Below are 17,043 nucleotides of genomic sequence, written 5' to 3'. Positions count from 1 at the left end.
CAATGAATGCCATAATCCGGCGACTTACCTGACTAAACCACCATAATTCCCCAAAAAAAACGGATGAGCTCCAGCCGCACCAGCCCGCTACGCAACAAGGAATCAGAAACCACAGGTAAGGGTTACGAACGTGCTCGGGCGATTCTGGAGGCGACACGGACGATTTTTGCGAATGACGGATATGCGGGTCTGTCGATGCGTGCCGTCGCCACCAAAGTTGGCGTCAACCTGTCGACGGTGCAGCATTACTATCCCAGCAAAGATAACTTAATCGAAGCGCTGCTATCACAGACACTGCAAGACTATCAGGCCGCAGTTGATCTGTTCGCCCCCTCAGGCAGTCAGTCAAGCAATCTTGATCAACATCAGTTTGAAGCCTTAATTGATTATTTTCTGGATGACATCAGCACACCGGAATCGAGTGGCATGCTGTCAGAATTATGGGCGTTGGCTTACCGGCACACCTTCGCCGCAGGCATCCTTGATCAGATGCTGACACGCTCACGCAAAGTATTTCGCAATCTAATCCGCAACCGCATGCCCACTCTCGCGCCAGAACAATGCGAGCTGCGCGGCGCCCTGATGGTCGCGCAACTGCAAGGACTGACCTTATATCTGGCGACCTCACGACCTCAGCACAAAGAATTAACGGGTTTAAAAACAGCGGCGCGTGCAGCGATAGTTCATCTGGCTTTTGCACCAGAAATCAATCCAGACACATAGCCACCCGCACTCCAGATAACGATCTCCCATCTCTGCGCCATAGACTGCGATATTCGTCTATGATAATGTTCTGACCCCGCGTACTGCCTATGGCTGCATCGCTGCATGATTGGTATGTAATGCCCCATGTGAGTAATTTCTTCTGACAGTGCAGATTCTGATCACGTAAATAATTTATCTACAATTCACACAGGGTAGATCAATGCGCAGCAGCCTGAAATGAAGCGCAGTCCAGCATCGCACCAGTACCGAAACTACCGAATCAAGAAAATTAAGGTTTTATGAAAGCAGCAGAAAACAGCCACACCCCAATGATGCAGCAATATTTACGCATCAAAGCCGACCATCCGACCACATTGGTTTTTTATAGAATGGGGGATTTTTATGAACTGTTTTTTGAGGATGCGGAAAAAGTCACGCGTCTGCTAGGGATTACCTTAACTCAACGCGGCACCTCGAATGGTGCACCGATCAAAATGGCGGGTGTGCCATTTCATTCATTAGAACCTTACCTGGCAAAGCTGGTAAAACTGGGGGAATCCGCTGCGATTTGCGAGCAAATTGGCGACCCTGCAACCAGTAAAGGTCCAGTAGAGCGCAAGGTCATGCGTGTGATTACGCCAGGCACTCTGACCGATACTGATTTGCTGCCAGAAAAATCTGAACGCCCTCTGCTGGCGCTATGCCTTTTACAACAGCGCAAGATCGTCACGGCAGGACTGTCCTGGTTATCTTTAGCGAGCGGTGCACTCAAGCTTATGGAATTCAGCTGCGACGAAAAATCCTTGCCGCAGCGCCTGCAACAAGAGCTGGAACGCATCTCGCCTGCTGAGGTCTTAGTGTCTGCCGGCAGCTTGTTACTGGAATCGTATCAAGCCAGTTTACCTGGAAAATTCTCTGAGGTGCCTGATTGGCACTTCGATTTAAAACAAGGTCAGAAATCCTTACAAGATCAATTAGCGACCGCTTCGCTGACAGGCTTTGGCGCAGAAAATCTGACCGCGGCAATTGGTGCATCCGGTGCTTTATTGCGCTATGCCGAAGCGACACAAGGTCGCGGCCTAAAGCATATCAACACGCTGACAGTTGAAAACGAAAATGAATTCATCGGTCTCGATACGGCGACACGACGCAATCTGGAATTGACCGAGACTTTACGCGGACAAGAATCACCAACACTCTTTTCCTTGCTCGATCATTGCCGCACCGCGATGGGCTCACGTTTGCTGCGACACTGGCTCCATCATGCACGCCGGGATCAATTGGTTGCGCGATCACGTCATGATGCGATCAAGGCACTGATACAAGCCGACTCTACGGCGGGACTTTCTACTACATTGACTTCCGTTCCGGATATCGAGCGGATTACAACACGTATCGCACTACAATCGGCGCGACCACGTGATCTGGCCGGTCTGCGTGATGGCCTGCAGCATCTGCCAACGGTACGCTCGTATGTCTCGATGTGTATCGCCGATAACCATACCAATCTGCTGACCAAAGTGCTGACGGATCTGGCGACACCGACAGAATGTCTGGATTTGCTCGAGCGCAGCCTGATGCTGCAACCCGCAACAATGGTGCGCGATGGCGGCGTAATGGCGACTGGCTTTGACGCGGAGCTTGATGAGCTGCGCGCACTGTCAGAGAACGCCGGGCAATTTTTAATCGATCTGGAAACCTCAGAGCGCGCACGCACCGGCATCGCGAATTTACGTGTCGAATACAACAAAGTACATGGCTTCTATATTGAAGTCACGAACGGACAGACCGATAAAGTACCGGACAATTATCGCCGCCGCCAGACGCTGAAAAATGCTGAGCGCTACATCACGCCAGAACTCAAAGCCTTTGAAGATAAAGCGCTGTCAGCACAGGAGCGTGCCCTGGTCAGAGAAAAAGTTTTATATGAAAAACTGTTGCAAGATCTGCTGCCGCACATCACGACCTTGCAAGCGATCGCTCATGCCATTGCGCAGCTCGACACTCTGGTCAGCCTGGCGAATCATGCGACAAAAAATAACTGGTGTGCGCCCGAGCTGGTAGATGAACCTATGCTGCACATTACCCAGGGACGCCATCCCGTGGTGGAGAACCAGATTGAACGCTTTATCGCGAACGACTGCCAGCTCTCCAGCGAACGCAAATTACTCCTGATCACCGGTCCGAACATGGGCGGTAAATCGACCTTTATGCGTCAGGTGGCACTGATTACCCTACTGGCCTATGTCGGGAGCTATGTACCGGCAACCGAGGCCATGATTGGCCCCATCGACCGTATCTTTACCAGGATCGGCGCCGCTGATGATCTGGCAGGCGGACGCTCCACCTTCATGGTCGAGATGACTGAATCTGCGGCCATCCTGAACGGCGCGACAGAAAATTCACTGGTATTAATGGACGAAGTTGGTCGTGGCACCTCGACATTCGACGGACTGGCATTGGCCTGGGCCATTGCACGACACTTAATTCTTATTTCGAAAAGCTACACCTTGTTTGCGACGCATTACTTTGAATTGACACAGTTACCTGACATTCATTCAAGCGCAGAAAACGTGCACCTGTCCGCGATTGAGCACAAAGAAAATATCGTATTCCTACATGCCGTTCAGGCTGGTCCGGCATCACAAAGTTATGGTCTGCAAGTCGCGCAACTCGCCGGTATTCCGCAAGGTGTCATTAAGGCTGCGCGCAAACATCTGGCGGAACTAGAGGCGCATTCACTGCAAGCCTCACCACAATTTGACCTGTTCAGCGCCAATGCGCCGACAGAGCTGGCTGATGAGTTCGAACCAGACAGTAGTACCGAACCGCCAAGTGAATTATTCAATGCGATCAGTGAACTCGATCCTGATGCCATGAGCCCACGGGAAGCCCTGGATGCATTGTATGGGTTGAAGCAGCTTTACAAATCACATCACTCATCATAAGGCAAAGACAAAGGGCTTATCGCATCCAAGGCCTGTTAAGGGCCGTCAAGTGTGATTAAGCTCGTTGTTATTCAAGTTGGCATTCAAATCGGAGTGGCGCTTCTGGCGTGGTTTTTTTGCGAGAATCGCCTTGTCTCATTTCCAGATAAAGTCCTCACTTCCGGTTGCATGCTTAACAAACTCTAGCCTGCCCACATCTGATCAAAATTCTTAAAAGCCCATTTTGCGGGATCTTCATGACCGACGATCTGTTCGGCATTGCGGTCCATCGTCGAGCGTGAAAGGTCGATAATTTCCGGAGGAATATGGACATTCGATTTTGTCGAAAAAAATACTTTTACCTTGGGGGCAACCAGCGAGGTTGCCGACTGTTCAAGCACGACTCCGAGACGTCCTGATGACAAACGCACCAAGGAACCAATCGGATAAATACCGACACTATTGATAAAAGCGTGAAAGACATCTTTTTCATATTGAGCAGCACTCCACTCGCTCATTTTTTTAATTGACTCTATAGGCTCCCACCCTGCTTTGTATGGTCGATTCGATGTAATCGCATCATACACATCGCAGACCGCCCCCATCTTTGCAAAAATAGAAATCTCACGTCCTTTTAGTCCATGCGGATAGCCACTGCCATCAACTCTTTCGTGGTGATGCAGACAGACATCAAGCGGAATACGTCCGACAGAACCACTCTCCAGCAAGAGTCGATGTCCCTCTTCGGGATGACTCTTCATAATGTCGAACTCCTCAACCGTCAATCTGCCGGGCTTATTCAGCACCTCGGTTGGCATCAGCGCCTTACCAAGATCATGCAACAAACCCGCCATGCCGGCTTCACGAGTCTGATCGTCATCCAGATTCAGTTGCTGCGAAACGGCAACCATTAAAGCGCATACCGCGACGGAATGCATGTACGTGTAATCATCGGCTGTCTTCAGGCGAGCCAGACTAATCAGCGCTCCGGGATTACGCATTACTGAAAGCGATATTTCCTGAACCACGTCACCAGCCAGATCGACGGATATCGCTTTGCCCATGCGGACTTCCTGGAACATGGACATCACCGCATTTTTTGAGCGATCACAGATTTTTTCAGCTCGCTGAATCTCATCAGCAATCAATGCAGGTTTTGGACGCTCTGCGCGGACAATGTTGACTGGCTCGATATCCGGCGATGCATCCTGTAATTCCAGATGTGCTTCGAACTGAGGTTTGGGCTGAGGTTTGGGCTGAGATTCGGACTGAAATTCGAGTCCAGCCTGCAGGGCTGAGGTAGTGCGCTTGTGTTCGCCTGACGAGACGACATCATTACCTTTATCGAGATTAATCCATACCTCAGAAATACCACTGTCGATAATCAGACGAATATCATCTTGTTCCTTGATAACAAATTTGGAGCGCCAAAACGGATGATCAATCCATGAGCCACAAAGCGACTGCAAATACATACCAGTCTTTAGTTGGGCGACTGGGATTTTTTTCAGCATGCTGTCTCCAGGCAAATGAGGGGTTTCGCTTAACGCAGCTAATTACGTCAGATTTTTTTGCGATACAGCGTTTTTATTATCAAGTGAATATAGTACGGCGAATCAGACCAAGATGTGATGTAGCACAACTATTTTTTAATCACGAAAAATCTTTTATTTAGTCTCTACGTAGTCTCATATATTCCCACAAGACGAACTCAAGCGAGCTAGCTAGCTGCCCCACTAACGCATGCCTCACAATGACTTTAGTAATTAATTTACTCCGAATCGGTTTCTATAAAAAATCCATTACCATCCACTAAAAATCATATACTCCCTCAAAATATCTACAAAACATACCTAACCCGCTTATTTTAAAAGGTGGACTTAAATATACTCCCCCTATGACTAATTTATTAGTCCATTTATCTGCCCATTTATTTCACTCACCTACATAAATGAATGCCTTCAAATTCAGTCCCATGCAATAAAATTAAGTAACTAAATAAACTGTTACGTCGTAAAAATTCATCCTCAGCCAATAACCGAAGGAAGCTGCAAAAATCCTGCGCCAGGTGACAAACTCGCATAAAAAAACCGCAAAGATGAACTTTGCGGTTTTTCATTCCACCTTGCCTGAACAAGATTTGTCACTACATCAGCTTATCAACAGATATATCTACCTGCCCGGCATCATTAGTGAATCGGATGGCTGCGATATTCATCGCCGGCATCATCTTCATCGTCTTCACCATGATGGTGACCGTGTGCGCCATGCACGTGACCATGTTCGATTTCTTCGTCGCTTGCAGCGCGGACTTCTACCACAGTTAAATCAAAGCGCAATGCCATACCTGCCAACGGGTGATTGCCATCCAAAACGACTTTGTCGTCTGTAATATCCGTCACTGTAAAGATCAGAGCGTCGTCCTCATCTTCACCATCCTGCATGCCTTCGAACTGCATACCCACTTCCAGTGGATTTGGTAGGCGATTACGTGGCTCAACTTTCACCAGCTCTGCGTCGTATTCACCAAACGCGTCATCTGGCTCAACCTGCAAAATCGTTTTGTAGCCAACTTCTTTGCCATCCAATGCTTCTTCGATCTTAGGCAAGGTATTTTCGTAGCCACCGTGCAAATACACCATTGGCTGTTGACCTTCTTCGATCAGATTGTCTTGCGCATCCGACAGTTTATAGTTAACAGTAACAACTGTATTTTTGACAATCTTCATGATATTCCTTAAAAATAATGTGCAGACGAATTATACCCGTCTGGCTAGTTGAGTACGCCACGCCTATAATGCCGACATGAAAAATTTATCTACAAAACTGCCTCTCTTGGGCAACATCACCGCCGACCAGTTCCTTAGCGAGTATTGGCACAAGAAACCCCTGCTGATACGCCAGGCAATTCCCGGCTTCAGCGCACCAATCAAGAAGGATGCCTTGTTCGACATGGCAGCACAGGAGGATGTCGAGTCCCGCCTGATCTGCTTTTTTGACAAACACTGGGAAATGAAAAACGGCCCTTTCCAGCAATTGCCGGTAAAGGAAAAAAAAGACTGGACCTTGCTGGTACAAGGCGTGAACTTGCACAATCCGGTCGCCGATGAGTTGCTGCGCCAGTTCAACTTCATCGCCGATACCCGCCTTGATGATCTCATGATCAGTTATGCAGAAGACGGCGGTGGCGTTGGCCCGCACTTCGATTCATATGACGTATTCCTGTTACAGGCACACGGTCAGCGACGCTGGAAAATCGGTGCGCAAAAAGATTTATCGCTGATCGAGGGAATGCCGCTCAAGATCTTACGTAATTTCAAGCCGGAACAAGAATTTGTACTCGAACCTGGCGATATGCTGTACCTGCCGCCGCAATACGCGCATGACGGCGTCGCGATCGGTGAGTGCATGACTTACTCGATTGGCTTCCGCGCACCGTCTTATCAAGAGTTTGGCGAGTCGTTTCTGCAATTCATGTCTGATTCGATTGATCTGCCTGGCCGCTATGCCGATCCAGATCTCAAGGCAAGTTTACGCCCTGCCGAAATCAGCACGGCAATGGTCGATACGATTGCCGAACAATTGGCAAAAATTCGCTTTACCGAGGAAGACATTACCATTTTTATCGGTGAGTATCTGAGCACGCCAAAATCCAGCGTATTCTTTAATTCACCAGAAAAACCATTGACGCCGAAACGCTTCACCCAAGCCGCGCAAAAAAACGGCGTTTCTTTGTCACTAAAAACCCAGATGCTCTACAAAGGTAAGCATGTCTTCGTGAACGGAGAGTCTTTTGCGATCGGTAAAGACGATAAAGTAAGCTTGTTAAAACTGGCGAATCAAAGAAAACTGGACGGTGCAGATGTCGCACAAGTCTCAGATGATGTTATGGAAGCCTTATGCCTTTGGTATGAGGATGGCTGGCTGAATCTGAATTCATAAAGCATTTTTCTTGCCTCCAAATATTTACAACTATTTGCAAAAATTAGCCTCATGAAATTAGTTAAATTGCATGATTTTTTAAAAAAACTCGCTGTAATTTAACTAATACATGAGTATTGCCAATAAAAAATTGTTTTTGTTGGTAAATATTACGGAAAATCCGTATAAAAATGACTCTTTCCCTATTCCATTAATGGAAAAATCATTATAATTCTGGGTTAGGAAACTTTCGTAGGGGCCGACCTGCCTATTTGGGCAATAAGCCCTCGAATAAACCTATAGAGCGATAATTACCGGTAATTATTCATCGCAAAATTCTGATCTTATTTTTTTGATCTATTTATTGAAAGTATAAACATGAAAAAATCACTCTTGCTCGTTTCCCTGTTGGCAGTTGCTTTGGCAGCTTGCGGTAAAAAAGAAGAAGCTCCAGCAGCTTCTGCAGCAGCTTCCGTAGCTGCACCAGCTCCAGTAGCAGCTTCTGCTCCTGCTGAAGCTCCAGCAGCAGCACCAGCTCCAGCAGCTGATGCAGCAGCAGCATCTGGCGCAGCTCCAGCAGCTTCCGCTCCAGCAGCAGCTTCCGCATCTGCTTCCAAGTAATTTTTTTATTGCTTGAAAAAAACCGGCTTTCGAGTCGGTTTTTTTTCGCCCTTTTTACCAGCCGCCTTAATAAATTTGCATCACGGTAATATTATTTTCTCGGGTAAAAAGAGGTATTTAGATTACTCTCCAGATCACTTCTCAGATTGTCTTCTAAAACATAACAGGCAAAAAAAATGCGACTCAATGAGTCGCATTTTTTAATGTGAAATACCTTATTTCAATTGCTCATTCAGCAATTGCAGAATCTTGTCAGCAGTTGCAGAAATCTCAACCTTACCATCTGTGCCGTAGATACTGACATGACTAACCTCGCCTTTGCCAGAAACCAGAATACGATACTTTTGTGCATTCTTTGGATCACTAGAGCCAAACGAGAATAATTTCGAGAAGAAGCCTTCGCTCGCACCTTTAGTTTTCGCATCGATGTCCTGATCGATGTAGCGAACGTAGTAGAGACCTTGTGAACGATCACGGTCTTCGACGGTGAATCCAATACGATCCAGTGCAAGGCCTACGCGACGCCATGAGCGGTCAAAACCTTCATCTGTTTCAACATAAGACACGTTATCGGCCTTCAACAGCTTGGCACGAATCTTCAATTGCGTTGGAGACGCGGCAGCAACTTTAGCCTGCTCAGCATCCGCCCCCAGGCGCACCATCAAACGAGACAAAAATTCTGCTTCAAGACCGCTATCGTTCGCACGCGGCGTCCAGACAGTACCCTCTTTCTGGTTACCGACTAACACCTCTTGTGCGCCACGATGGCTGATGTAAATTTCGACTTCGCCTTTGGCATTGCGTTCGAGACGCGTGCGGAATTTATCGCGCTCACCAGTCGAATACAGAGAATCTAGCACCTTACCTAAGGTATTGCGGATAATATCTTGTGGAATTTTGGCGCGGTTCTCGGCCCAATCCGTCTCCATCACGCCGGACTCTTGAGATTCAATATTGATCAGGAAACCTAACTCCTGCCAAAAATCCTTGATCTGCGGCCATAGAACCTCAGGTGTTTGATTCACCAGCAACCAGCGCTGAGAACCATCACGCTCAATGCGCATGGACTTCACTTGCAGGGGCGCAATGGCAGAAGCGCCCGAAGTGGCGGCAACATTCCCTTTTTGCAGGTTATAGCTTGAGGCAGTAGCACTACCTTGATTACTGTTAGGGACGGCAAAACGATTATCACGACGAATTTGCGTCAGATCAGGTGGAACTTCCAGAGATACTGTGGCAGCTTTGCTCGCACTTTTATAGTCGATCTTATTTGGCTCAAGAATATTACCAATTGACGTACAAGCACTTAAGCTGATTACACCAGCCAGTGCTAATGCACTGATGATCCCATTTTTAGCAACAAAGCTTTTTGCCATGTGAAAGTCCCTACGATTTGTAATCAATTAAATGTACATAAAAACATAGGCGGGAATCAGATACCCGCCCAAGCGACGCTATTGTAATACACCTGACTCGCGTAAAGCAGTGCGAACTACATCATGATACTGCTCTGACATAGGCACCAAAGGCAAGCGGATACCACTTGGTATCAGACCCATCTCTTGCATTGCCCATTTCACAGGCAAAGGATTTGGCTCGATAAACAATTTATTGTGCAAAGGCAGCATACGATTGTTGATTGCCACTGCCGTTGCGATATCACCGCGCATCGCGGCAACGCACAACTCATGCATTGCACGAGGAGCCACATTGGCTGTTACAGAAATATTGCCCTTACCGCCGCAGAACATCAACGCCATTGCCGTCGCGTCGTCACCAGAGTACACAGCAAACGATGCTGGTGCCAGACGAATCAAGTCCGTATCGCGAGCGATATTACCTGAAGCCTCTTTGACACCAATAATGCCAGGGACTTGCGCCAGACGCAGAATTGTCTCATTGCTCATATCGGCAACGGTACGGCCTGGCACGTTATACAGAATCACAGGAATATCAACCGATTCCGCAATTTTCTTAAAGTGCTGATACATGCCCTCTTGCGTAGGACGATTGTAGTAAGGCACTACTTGCAAAGATGCATCTGCGCCAATTTCCTTGGCGAATTTAGTCAGCGCAATTGCTTCTGCCGTTGAATTGCCGCCAGATCCGGCGATGATGGGAATACGTTTATTAGTGTGTTCGACGGCCACGCGAATCAATTCGCAATGCTCTTCTACCGACACCGTAGGCGACTCACCCGTGGTACCGACGATCACGATGCCATCAGTGCCCTCGGCGATATGCCAGTCAATCAGTTTGCGCAGACATGGCAGATCGAGACTGCCGTCGGCGTGCATGGGGGTCACAATTGCAACCAGACTACCCTGTATCGTTGTCATGTTAATGCGTGAAAAAGTAAAACCTTGATTGTAGCGGATAGGGCATCACTATGGGCAGGAATCGCTTGAAAATGACGTCAAATCCGATTCAGAGAATCAGACAGATTATTCATCATGCCGTCCGACACATCAGACATCTCCGATATACCCGACATATTGCGTACACAGATTCTCTGCACTATTGCCGGGTGCGGGTGTTCAACATAGCCATGCTCATATGCAATCACCTGATTTTGTTGACCAAGGCTTATGTCAGACCCGAATTGCTGTAAAAGTTCACCGGGTCGTAGCAAAAAATCTGGATTACGCGGCCGGCCAAAACTCGCATTACCGTCACCAAAGGTTTCATAAATCAATATGCCACCTTCTGCCACAGCCATTTTCAAATGCGAAAAAAGTGGCCGATGCAGATAATTAGTCACGATGACGCCTGCAAACTGATGTCGCCCAAATGGCCAGACTGTTGTATCGGCCTCCAGGTCAAGCAGAAAAGTCCGCGCGCCAAGCTTGGCAAGTGGCGAAAGCAACTGCGCCTCTCTATCCACGGCCCAGACCTCGTATCCGGCAGCCAGCATCAGTTGAGTATGCCGGCCGCCGCCGCAGGCCAGATCCAATACAGGGCCAGCATTTTTGGGTATCAGAGATGCGAAGCGACGCACCCAGGCTGAGGTATCGGGTCCGGTATGCGGTACATTGATAGTCGAAGACATATTGATCAAGGATCAGCTAAGTAAAAGCCGGATTGGCGACATCATGAGATAAAGCAGCGTTTCTGCTAACCACATGACGGGAACCATCCAAAATTGCAGCACGTGCAACATCACCAACGCCATCACGATGAAAAACCCGTATTGCTCAATTTGTGCGAATTTATATGCCAGCTTATAAGGCAATAAACTCACCAGAATTCGACCACCATCCAGAGGTGGAATAGGAAAGAGATTAAAGGCAAACATCACCAGGTTCGTCAAAATACCGGCATTGGCCATGCGAACAAAAAAATCCTCGCTGACATCTGAAACCTGTAAAAAAATTGCCAATAACATCCACAAGAATGCCATTGCAAAATTTGCGGCAGGCCCAGCCAAGGCAACCCATGCCATATCTTGTTTTGGTTTTCGCAAATTAGCGAAATTCACAGGAACCGGTTTGGCATAACCAAATAAAAATGCACCGCCCGTTGCAATATATAAAACCGCAGGAATAATAATGGTACCGAAAGGATCGATATGGCTAATTGGATTTAGCGTCATTCGCCCCTGACTGTAGGCCGTCGTGTCACCAAAAAATTTAGCCGCGAAAGCATGCGCAGCTTCATGCAAAGTGATTGCAAAAATCACCGGCAAGGCATACACAGCAACGGTTTGAATTAATTCATTCATATTGGTTTTTCATTATCTAAAATTCAAAGAGCTCAGGATTACAAACCGAACAAAGTTGCGTCACCCCTACCCTGCCTGATCAGCACAGGCACATCATCTGTCATATCGATGACCGTGGTAGGAATCAGGCTGCAGGCACCGCCGTCTATGATCAGGTCCACTTGTTTTTCCAGTTTTTCACGGATGACTTCAGGATCTGTCAGAGGCTCGTCCTCGTTCGGCAAGATTAAAGTGGTTCCTAGCAAAGCCTGTCCCAGCTCCTCTAACAATGCGTGAGTAATGCGATTTTCTGGAACTCGCAAACCTATGGTCTTACGCGAAGGATGGCTCAGCCGACGTGGAACTTCTTTCGTCGCTTCCAGAATCACAGTAAATGCACCTGGCGTCGCCGCTTTAAGCATGCGGTATTGACGGTTATCGACCTTGGCATACAAAGCGATTTCTGACAAATCCCGGCACAACAAAGTCAGGTGATGCTTCTCATCCACAGCACGGATGCGTCGCAAACGTGTGACGGCGTCTTTGTCATCAAGGTGACATACCAGTGCATAGCAAGAATCTGTAGGCAATGCCACGATACCGCCCTGATGAATAATCTGGGCAGCTTGCTTGATCAACCTTAGTTGCGGGTTATCAGGATGCAGTTGAAAAAATTGGCTCATCAGCGATTAGTAATGACGATAAAAGTAGAAAGGCGGTAGCGGGACATCCCTGCTACCGCCATTTTATGAATAAATGTGTTTATTTAAGATTTTGTAGAGCCGCAATCCGTTGCTCCATCGGTGGATGCGTAGAAAACAAGGCGCTCCAGCCAGCTTTATCACTGATACCGGCCGCCGCCATCGACTTTGGTAACTCACCCGGCTGCATACCGCCTAAACGAGCCAGCGCGTGAATCATCGGTAACTGATTGCCCAGTAGTTTTGCTGATCCTGCATCGGCACGAAACTCACGCTGACGCGAGAACCAGGCAACGATCACTGAGGCAGCAATACCAAACACAATCTCGCAAACGAATACCGTAATCATGTAACCAATACCTGGCCGGTCGTCGTCGCCATTGCGGAACACCGCTTTATCAATCGCATAACCGACAACCCGCGCCAGAAACACGACAAAGGTATTCACCACACCTTGAATCAGCGCCATCGTGACCATGTCGCCATTCGCAATGTGAGCAACTTCATGCCCCAAGACAGCTTCGACTTCTTCCTTCGTCATACTCTCCAGCAAGCCGGTAGAGACAGCAACTAGCGCAGAATTCTTAAATGCGCCCGTCGCGAATGCATTTGCTTCACCATCGTAGACGGCAACCTCAGGCATGCCGATACCGGCGCGTTCAGCCAGCGCTTTGACGGTATTCACCAGCCATAGCTCGGTAGACGAAGACGGTGCATCGATCACACGTGCACCAGTAGACCATTTGGCCATCGGCTTGCTAATTAATAAGGAAAAAATAGCGCCCGTGAAACCGACAACCAGCGAGAACACCATCAAGGTGCCCATATTTAAACCGTTCGCGGTCAGATAGCGATTGACGCCAAGCATCGACAAAACTAGCGACATCACCAGCATTACAGCGAGATTGGTCGCCAAAAATAGCACTATACGTTTCATTCGGACATCCCTAAAAAGTTAGACCCGCCGCATAAATTGGGCGAAATAAGGAAATTTCAAGATGATTTACATCCACTTCGACCAGACTGGCGTGAGTGTAGACGAAAGTGGCGGCAATTGGCCTAAATCCACGACGGCGTCGTCAGGACCATGAAAGTCCGAACCGCGCGACCCTAGAAACCCATAGCGGCTGGCAATTTTTGTATATTCCGCATACTGATCAACCGTGTGACTGCCGGTGACGACCTCGATAGCAGAGCCGCCATAAGATTTAAACTCATTAAAAAAGGCGTCAAATGCAACAGGACTAAGCTCATAGCGCCCTGGATGGGCAACCACAGCCTCACCACCGGCACCTTGTATCCACTTCACCGCTTCCGCCAGTGTCGCCCATCGGTGTGGCACATAGCCGGGCTTACCTTCAATCAGATATCTCTTAAACACCTCATTCACGGTATCGCAAGCACCGATTTCAACCAGATAGCGCGCAAAATGTGAACGCGAAATCAAATCAGGATTACCCACATAGGTCAACGCACCCTGAAAGGCATTTGGAATACCTGCCTTTGCCAGACCTGCTGCCATCTCGTGAGCGCGACGCTCACGACCAGAGCGGGTTTCGGCCAGACCGCGTATCAGGTTTTCATTTTTCTCGTCGATATTCAAACCGACGATATGGATAGTTTTACCCGCCCAGGTAATCGATATCTCAACACCGGTCACATACTGCAGACCCAGATCCAGCGCGGCGGAACGAGCTTGTGGAATACCGCGGATCTCATCATGATCGGTCAACGCCCAGACATCCACACCGTTTGCCTTGGCGCGGGCAGCAACCTCAGCGGGTGCCAGTACACCATCTGAAATCGTGGAGTGGCAGTGAAGATCAACATTCAATAATTCGGTGGACATGATTATGCAAGGCAAAGTGCGGATGACTTGATTGTACTCCGTCAAATCAGACTCTGCTGCACTGCACACTCAACAATCTGCCATCGCCAGCTGATTGCCGATGGGTATCGGTCAAATCTTAATTTCAAAGCGCAGAGACCAAGTTGTATACGTTTTTGCCACACTGCTATCCATATGATTAATACCACCGGTTGTGACGATGCTGGAACTCAAATAATCACTGGCGGACAGATTGTTCGCTGACAAGCGTAATTGGGTGGTCGGATTGATTTTCCAGAGGCTATAAAAATCGAGCTGGCGCTTGATTCCCGTGCTGTTGATTTGCGTCTCACTTGTCTGAATCTCATAGGCTGGCGTCCAGTTAACATTACCACCAAAAGTCAGCGGTAACGTCGCCATACGGTAGTCGATTCCGACATTCGCAGTTTGCTTAGGTTGCTGATCCAGGCGGTTATTAGGGCCTTGAATATCGTCAACGCTAGACCAGAAGCGACTGTAATTGCTGCGTAAATCGATTGCAGGACCCTCCGGGAAAAATTCCTGTAACTGGAATTTTGCTTCCAACTCTATGCCCTTGGTCGTTGCATGGCCGATATTGACCGGGGACGATACCCAGCGTGGCCCCGTCAGGGTATTAACCAACAAGGTGCGACGGCGTATCAGATCGTTAATATCGCGGGCGAAAACATTGGCGCTCATAATTCCCGCACGACTCAGATAATGCTCAAACGCGATATCAATACCTTTGGACAATTCCGGCTTCAGATTAGGGTTGCCGGTACGATCAGGCCTGGTCGGACTATTGATAGGCGAAATCGATGGCAATGCAATCAGGTCATTCAAGCCAGGTGCACGGTACGCATTAGTCAAACTCACACGTATCTGATCCTTGCTTTCGCCCGGAATACGCCAGACACCATGCAATACCGGACTCCAGACACTACTTGTATTATTGACCGCATTGCTGAGACTGGTACTGCTGGTGCGAATGCCTTCCCAGCGCAAACCGGCATAGGCAGAGAGCTGAGAATTAATATCGAACTCATCCTGTACAAAGACCGCAACACGTCTTGTGTTTGCATTCACATTGTCGCCAGATTCAGCAAACTGCGGGCGACCCTGACTATCGACCGATGTACGAATCTGCTCACGCTGACTAGTCTCCAGATCCCATCCCGCCGCCAGCGTATGTTTTTCACCCCAAGGCTGAGTATATTTTCCACCGATATTGATACTGCTATCTCGCGTGTCATTGACATCACTGATTGCAGTAATGAACTTGCCGCTGGTATCGTAATCCGTACGTAACGATGAGCTATTCATTTTCCCGATGCCACCGCCAAATTTCATATTCAGTTTGGCATTATCTGCAAACTTGTGCTGCCAGTTACCAAAGCCACGTAAAAAAGAATTTTCTGACGTGCTGGACGTATTTGCCATGGCATATTCAGCAAGATGATTGATATCAGTCAGCGTCTGATCAACCACGCTAGATATCGTCGAATCACTACGCGAATTCATCAGGAAAGGTTGCAACATAAGCGTATCGCCATTATCAAACCGCACATTCAATCTCGGCGTCAGCTGAATGCCGCGAGTACGACGGTTAGTTTCATCCTCCTGTGTCTGCATCAGACTTGGCTGGCCTTGCGTATTTTTTTCCAAAGTTGTCGTCAGATTTTCATCATGCTGACGATTCTGAAAAATAGAGCCACTTAATGCATAGGACACATTACCAATCTGCCCGGGATAACTAATTGACAGATTTGGCGCAGAACGTCCCTGCTCCAGACTTTCTGAGAATTTGATCTCGGCATCTTTTTGTTTGTAGTCTTCACGCAATACGATATTGATGGTGCCCGCGATCGCCTGCGTGCTAAATTCAGCGACCGGTCCGCGAATAATTTCAATACGCTCGACCTGATCCGGTGAGAGCGAATCCATCGAAAACCCGCGCGGCGGTCTCTCTCCGTTAAGTAAAATCTGCGTGTAACCATTCCCCATGCCACGCATACGGATATCACCGCCACGTCCGGGGCGCCCGCCGATAGTCACGCCTGGCAAGCGCTTCAATACTTCCCCTAAATTTGAATCCCCATTACGATCTAGTTCTTCACGTCCGAAAATAATTTTTGCTGCCGTAGACTGACGTCGCTCATCAAGGTCGGATTGGCGACCGCCCGTAATCGTCACCTTTTGAGTTGCATTCTGGTTGATCAGCGGAGCGCCGGGCTTAACATTTGCGTCGTTATTTTGAATACTGGTTTTTTTTTCTGGTGTCGACGGTTTTGCCGGGCCGGCATCTTTCGCTTTTTCTTCGGGTGGACTAACCGACTCAGTTTGCGCCAAAGCTAATTCCGGAGCAGCGACACCAGCTGAGAACACACCAGCTAGTGCCAGATGCATGAACTTCAAAGAAAAATCGACAGAGACATTTTTGGACATGATAGAAATGTGTTGAATTTTTTGACTCCTGCACAATTGCGCAACGCATCAGTGCAGCTCGTTCGAAACTGCCGGAGAGGTAGCCGCATTGTATTTTCAAACACAGATAACAAGCCAGCGGTTTGCCCCGCTGTTTTGTATGATATTGAAACAGCCTGGATCGAAGCTGTTACT

Annotated in this window: 14 protein-coding genes; 4 read left to right on the top strand and 10 right to left on the bottom strand. The window is 48.3% G+C overall.

From position 1 onward, the window contains the following. The first annotated feature begins 63 nt into the window (after window positions 1-63). Both ACO0K3_RS19320 and mutS read left to right on the top strand, forming a co-directional pair. Window positions 64-723 (top strand): TetR/AcrR family transcriptional regulator, encoded by a 660-nt coding sequence (locus ACO0K3_RS19320; protein WP_422987452.1) that lies wholly within the window; start codon window positions 64-66, stop codon window positions 721-723. A gap of 281 nt (window positions 724-1,004) precedes the next feature. Then, a complete protein-coding gene (gene mutS / locus ACO0K3_RS19315; RefSeq protein WP_422987450.1) occupies window positions 1,005-3,653 on the top strand; it encodes a DNA mismatch repair protein MutS in 2,649 nt (882 codons plus the stop codon). Between the two features lie 182 nt (window positions 3,654-3,835). Here mutS and ACO0K3_RS19310 read toward each other — a convergent pair whose 3' ends face one another. Both ACO0K3_RS19310 and ACO0K3_RS19305 read right to left on the bottom strand, forming a co-directional pair. Then, window positions 3,836-5,146 (bottom strand): HD-GYP domain-containing protein, encoded by a 1,311-nt coding sequence (locus ACO0K3_RS19310; protein WP_422987448.1) that lies wholly within the window; start codon window positions 5,144-5,146, stop codon window positions 3,836-3,838. 675 nt (window positions 5,147-5,821) lie between these two features. Continuing rightward, complete coding sequence (locus ACO0K3_RS19305) at window positions 5,822-6,361, bottom strand: FKBP-type peptidyl-prolyl cis-trans isomerase (RefSeq protein WP_422958262.1); 540 nt, start codon at window positions 6,359-6,361, stop codon at window positions 5,822-5,824. 76 nt (window positions 6,362-6,437) lie between these two features. On the opposite strand from ACO0K3_RS19305, the gene ACO0K3_RS19300 reads away from it, so the two are divergent. Together ACO0K3_RS19300 and ACO0K3_RS19295 are read left to right on the top strand one after the other, a co-directional pair. Next, window positions 6,438-7,574: a cupin domain-containing protein gene (locus ACO0K3_RS19300; protein WP_422960065.1), complete on the top strand. Its 1,137-nt coding sequence runs from the start codon at window positions 6,438-6,440 to the stop codon at window positions 7,572-7,574. Between the two features lie 357 nt (window positions 7,575-7,931). Further along, complete coding sequence (locus ACO0K3_RS19295) at window positions 7,932-8,174, top strand: hypothetical protein (protein ID WP_422960043.1); 243 nt, start codon at window positions 7,932-7,934, stop codon at window positions 8,172-8,174. A gap of 215 nt (window positions 8,175-8,389) precedes the next feature. Here ACO0K3_RS19295 and bamC read toward each other — a convergent pair whose 3' ends face one another. The 8 genes from bamC to ACO0K3_RS19255 form a co-directional block, all read right to left on the bottom strand. Next, a complete protein-coding gene (bamC, locus tag ACO0K3_RS19290) occupies window positions 8,390-9,550 on the bottom strand; it encodes an outer membrane protein assembly factor BamC (RefSeq protein ID WP_422987446.1) in 1,161 nt (386 codons plus the stop codon). A gap of 78 nt (window positions 9,551-9,628) precedes the next feature. Then, window positions 9,629-10,513, bottom strand: a complete 885-nt coding sequence (gene dapA / locus ACO0K3_RS19285; RefSeq protein ID WP_422987444.1) for a 4-hydroxy-tetrahydrodipicolinate synthase — start codon at window positions 10,511-10,513, stop codon at window positions 9,629-9,631. A gap of 77 nt (window positions 10,514-10,590) precedes the next feature. Beyond that, a complete protein-coding gene (locus tag ACO0K3_RS19280) occupies window positions 10,591-11,223 on the bottom strand; it encodes a class I SAM-dependent methyltransferase (RefSeq protein WP_422987442.1) in 633 nt (210 codons plus the stop codon). Between the two features lie 12 nt (window positions 11,224-11,235). Further along, on the bottom strand, window positions 11,236-11,895 hold the full coding sequence (locus ACO0K3_RS19275; RefSeq protein WP_422987440.1) for a site-2 protease family protein: 660 nt from the start codon (window positions 11,893-11,895) through the stop codon (window positions 11,236-11,238). 38 nt (window positions 11,896-11,933) lie between these two features. Continuing rightward, window positions 11,934-12,557, bottom strand: coding sequence for an L-threonylcarbamoyladenylate synthase (locus ACO0K3_RS19270; RefSeq protein WP_422987438.1), 624 nt, complete (start codon window positions 12,555-12,557; stop codon window positions 11,934-11,936). 79 nt (window positions 12,558-12,636) lie between these two features. Continuing rightward, on the bottom strand, window positions 12,637-13,512 hold the full coding sequence (gene htpX, locus ACO0K3_RS19265) for a protease HtpX (RefSeq protein WP_422958270.1): 876 nt from the start codon (window positions 13,510-13,512) through the stop codon (window positions 12,637-12,639). A gap of 66 nt (window positions 13,513-13,578) precedes the next feature. After that, on the bottom strand, window positions 13,579-14,424 hold the full coding sequence (locus ACO0K3_RS19260) for a 3',5'-nucleoside bisphosphate phosphatase (RefSeq protein WP_422960037.1): 846 nt from the start codon (window positions 14,422-14,424) through the stop codon (window positions 13,579-13,581). Between the two features lie 111 nt (window positions 14,425-14,535). Next, window positions 14,536-16,869 (bottom strand): TonB-dependent receptor plug domain-containing protein, encoded by a 2,334-nt coding sequence (locus tag ACO0K3_RS19255; RefSeq protein ID WP_422987436.1) that lies wholly within the window; start codon window positions 16,867-16,869, stop codon window positions 14,536-14,538. Window positions 16,870-17,043 lie beyond the last annotated feature (174 nt).

The organism is Undibacterium sp. Rencai35W (assembly GCF_049340185.1).
Classification (GTDB): Bacteria; Pseudomonadota; Gammaproteobacteria; order Burkholderiales; family Burkholderiaceae_D; genus Undibacterium.
This window is presented reverse-complemented; position numbering and strand designations above follow the sequence as displayed.

What these genes read in the sequence shown, in the direction of transcription:
- ACO0K3_RS19260 (WP_422960037.1), bottom strand. Translation starts at nt 14,424, where the DNA reads ATGTCCACCGAATTATTGAATGTTGATCTTCACTGCCACTCCACGATT.
- ACO0K3_RS19310 (WP_422987448.1), bottom strand. Translation starts at nt 5,146, where the DNA reads ATGCTGAAAAAAATCCCAGTCGCCCAACTAAAGACTGGTATGTATTTG.
- ACO0K3_RS19270 (WP_422987438.1), bottom strand. Translation starts at nt 12,557, where the DNA reads ATGAGCCAATTTTTTCAACTGCATCCTGATAACCCGCAACTAAGGTTG.
- ACO0K3_RS19320 (WP_422987452.1), top strand. Translation starts at nt 64, where the DNA reads ATGAGCTCCAGCCGCACCAGCCCGCTACGCAACAAGGAATCAGAAACC.
- mutS (WP_422987450.1), top strand. Translation starts at nt 1,005, where the DNA reads ATGAAAGCAGCAGAAAACAGCCACACCCCAATGATGCAGCAATATTTA.
- htpX (WP_422958270.1), bottom strand. Translation starts at nt 13,512, where the DNA reads ATGAAACGTATAGTGCTATTTTTGGCGACCAATCTCGCTGTAATGCTG.
- ACO0K3_RS19305 (WP_422958262.1), bottom strand. Translation starts at nt 6,361, where the DNA reads ATGAAGATTGTCAAAAATACAGTTGTTACTGTTAACTATAAACTGTCG.
- ACO0K3_RS19280 (WP_422987442.1), bottom strand. Translation starts at nt 11,223, where the DNA reads ATGTCTTCGACTATCAATGTACCGCATACCGGACCCGATACCTCAGCC.
- ACO0K3_RS19275 (WP_422987440.1), bottom strand. Translation starts at nt 11,895, where the DNA reads ATGAATGAATTAATTCAAACCGTTGCTGTGTATGCCTTGCCGGTGATT.
- dapA (WP_422987444.1), bottom strand. Translation starts at nt 10,513, where the DNA reads ATGACAACGATACAGGGTAGTCTGGTTGCAATTGTGACCCCCATGCAC.
- ACO0K3_RS19255 (WP_422987436.1), bottom strand. Translation starts at nt 16,869, where the DNA reads ATGTCCAAAAATGTCTCTGTCGATTTTTCTTTGAAGTTCATGCATCTG.
- bamC (WP_422987446.1), bottom strand. Translation starts at nt 9,550, where the DNA reads ATGGCAAAAAGCTTTGTTGCTAAAAATGGGATCATCAGTGCATTAGCA.
- ACO0K3_RS19300 (WP_422960065.1), top strand. Translation starts at nt 6,438, where the DNA reads ATGAAAAATTTATCTACAAAACTGCCTCTCTTGGGCAACATCACCGCC.
- ACO0K3_RS19295 (WP_422960043.1), top strand. Translation starts at nt 7,932, where the DNA reads ATGAAAAAATCACTCTTGCTCGTTTCCCTGTTGGCAGTTGCTTTGGCA.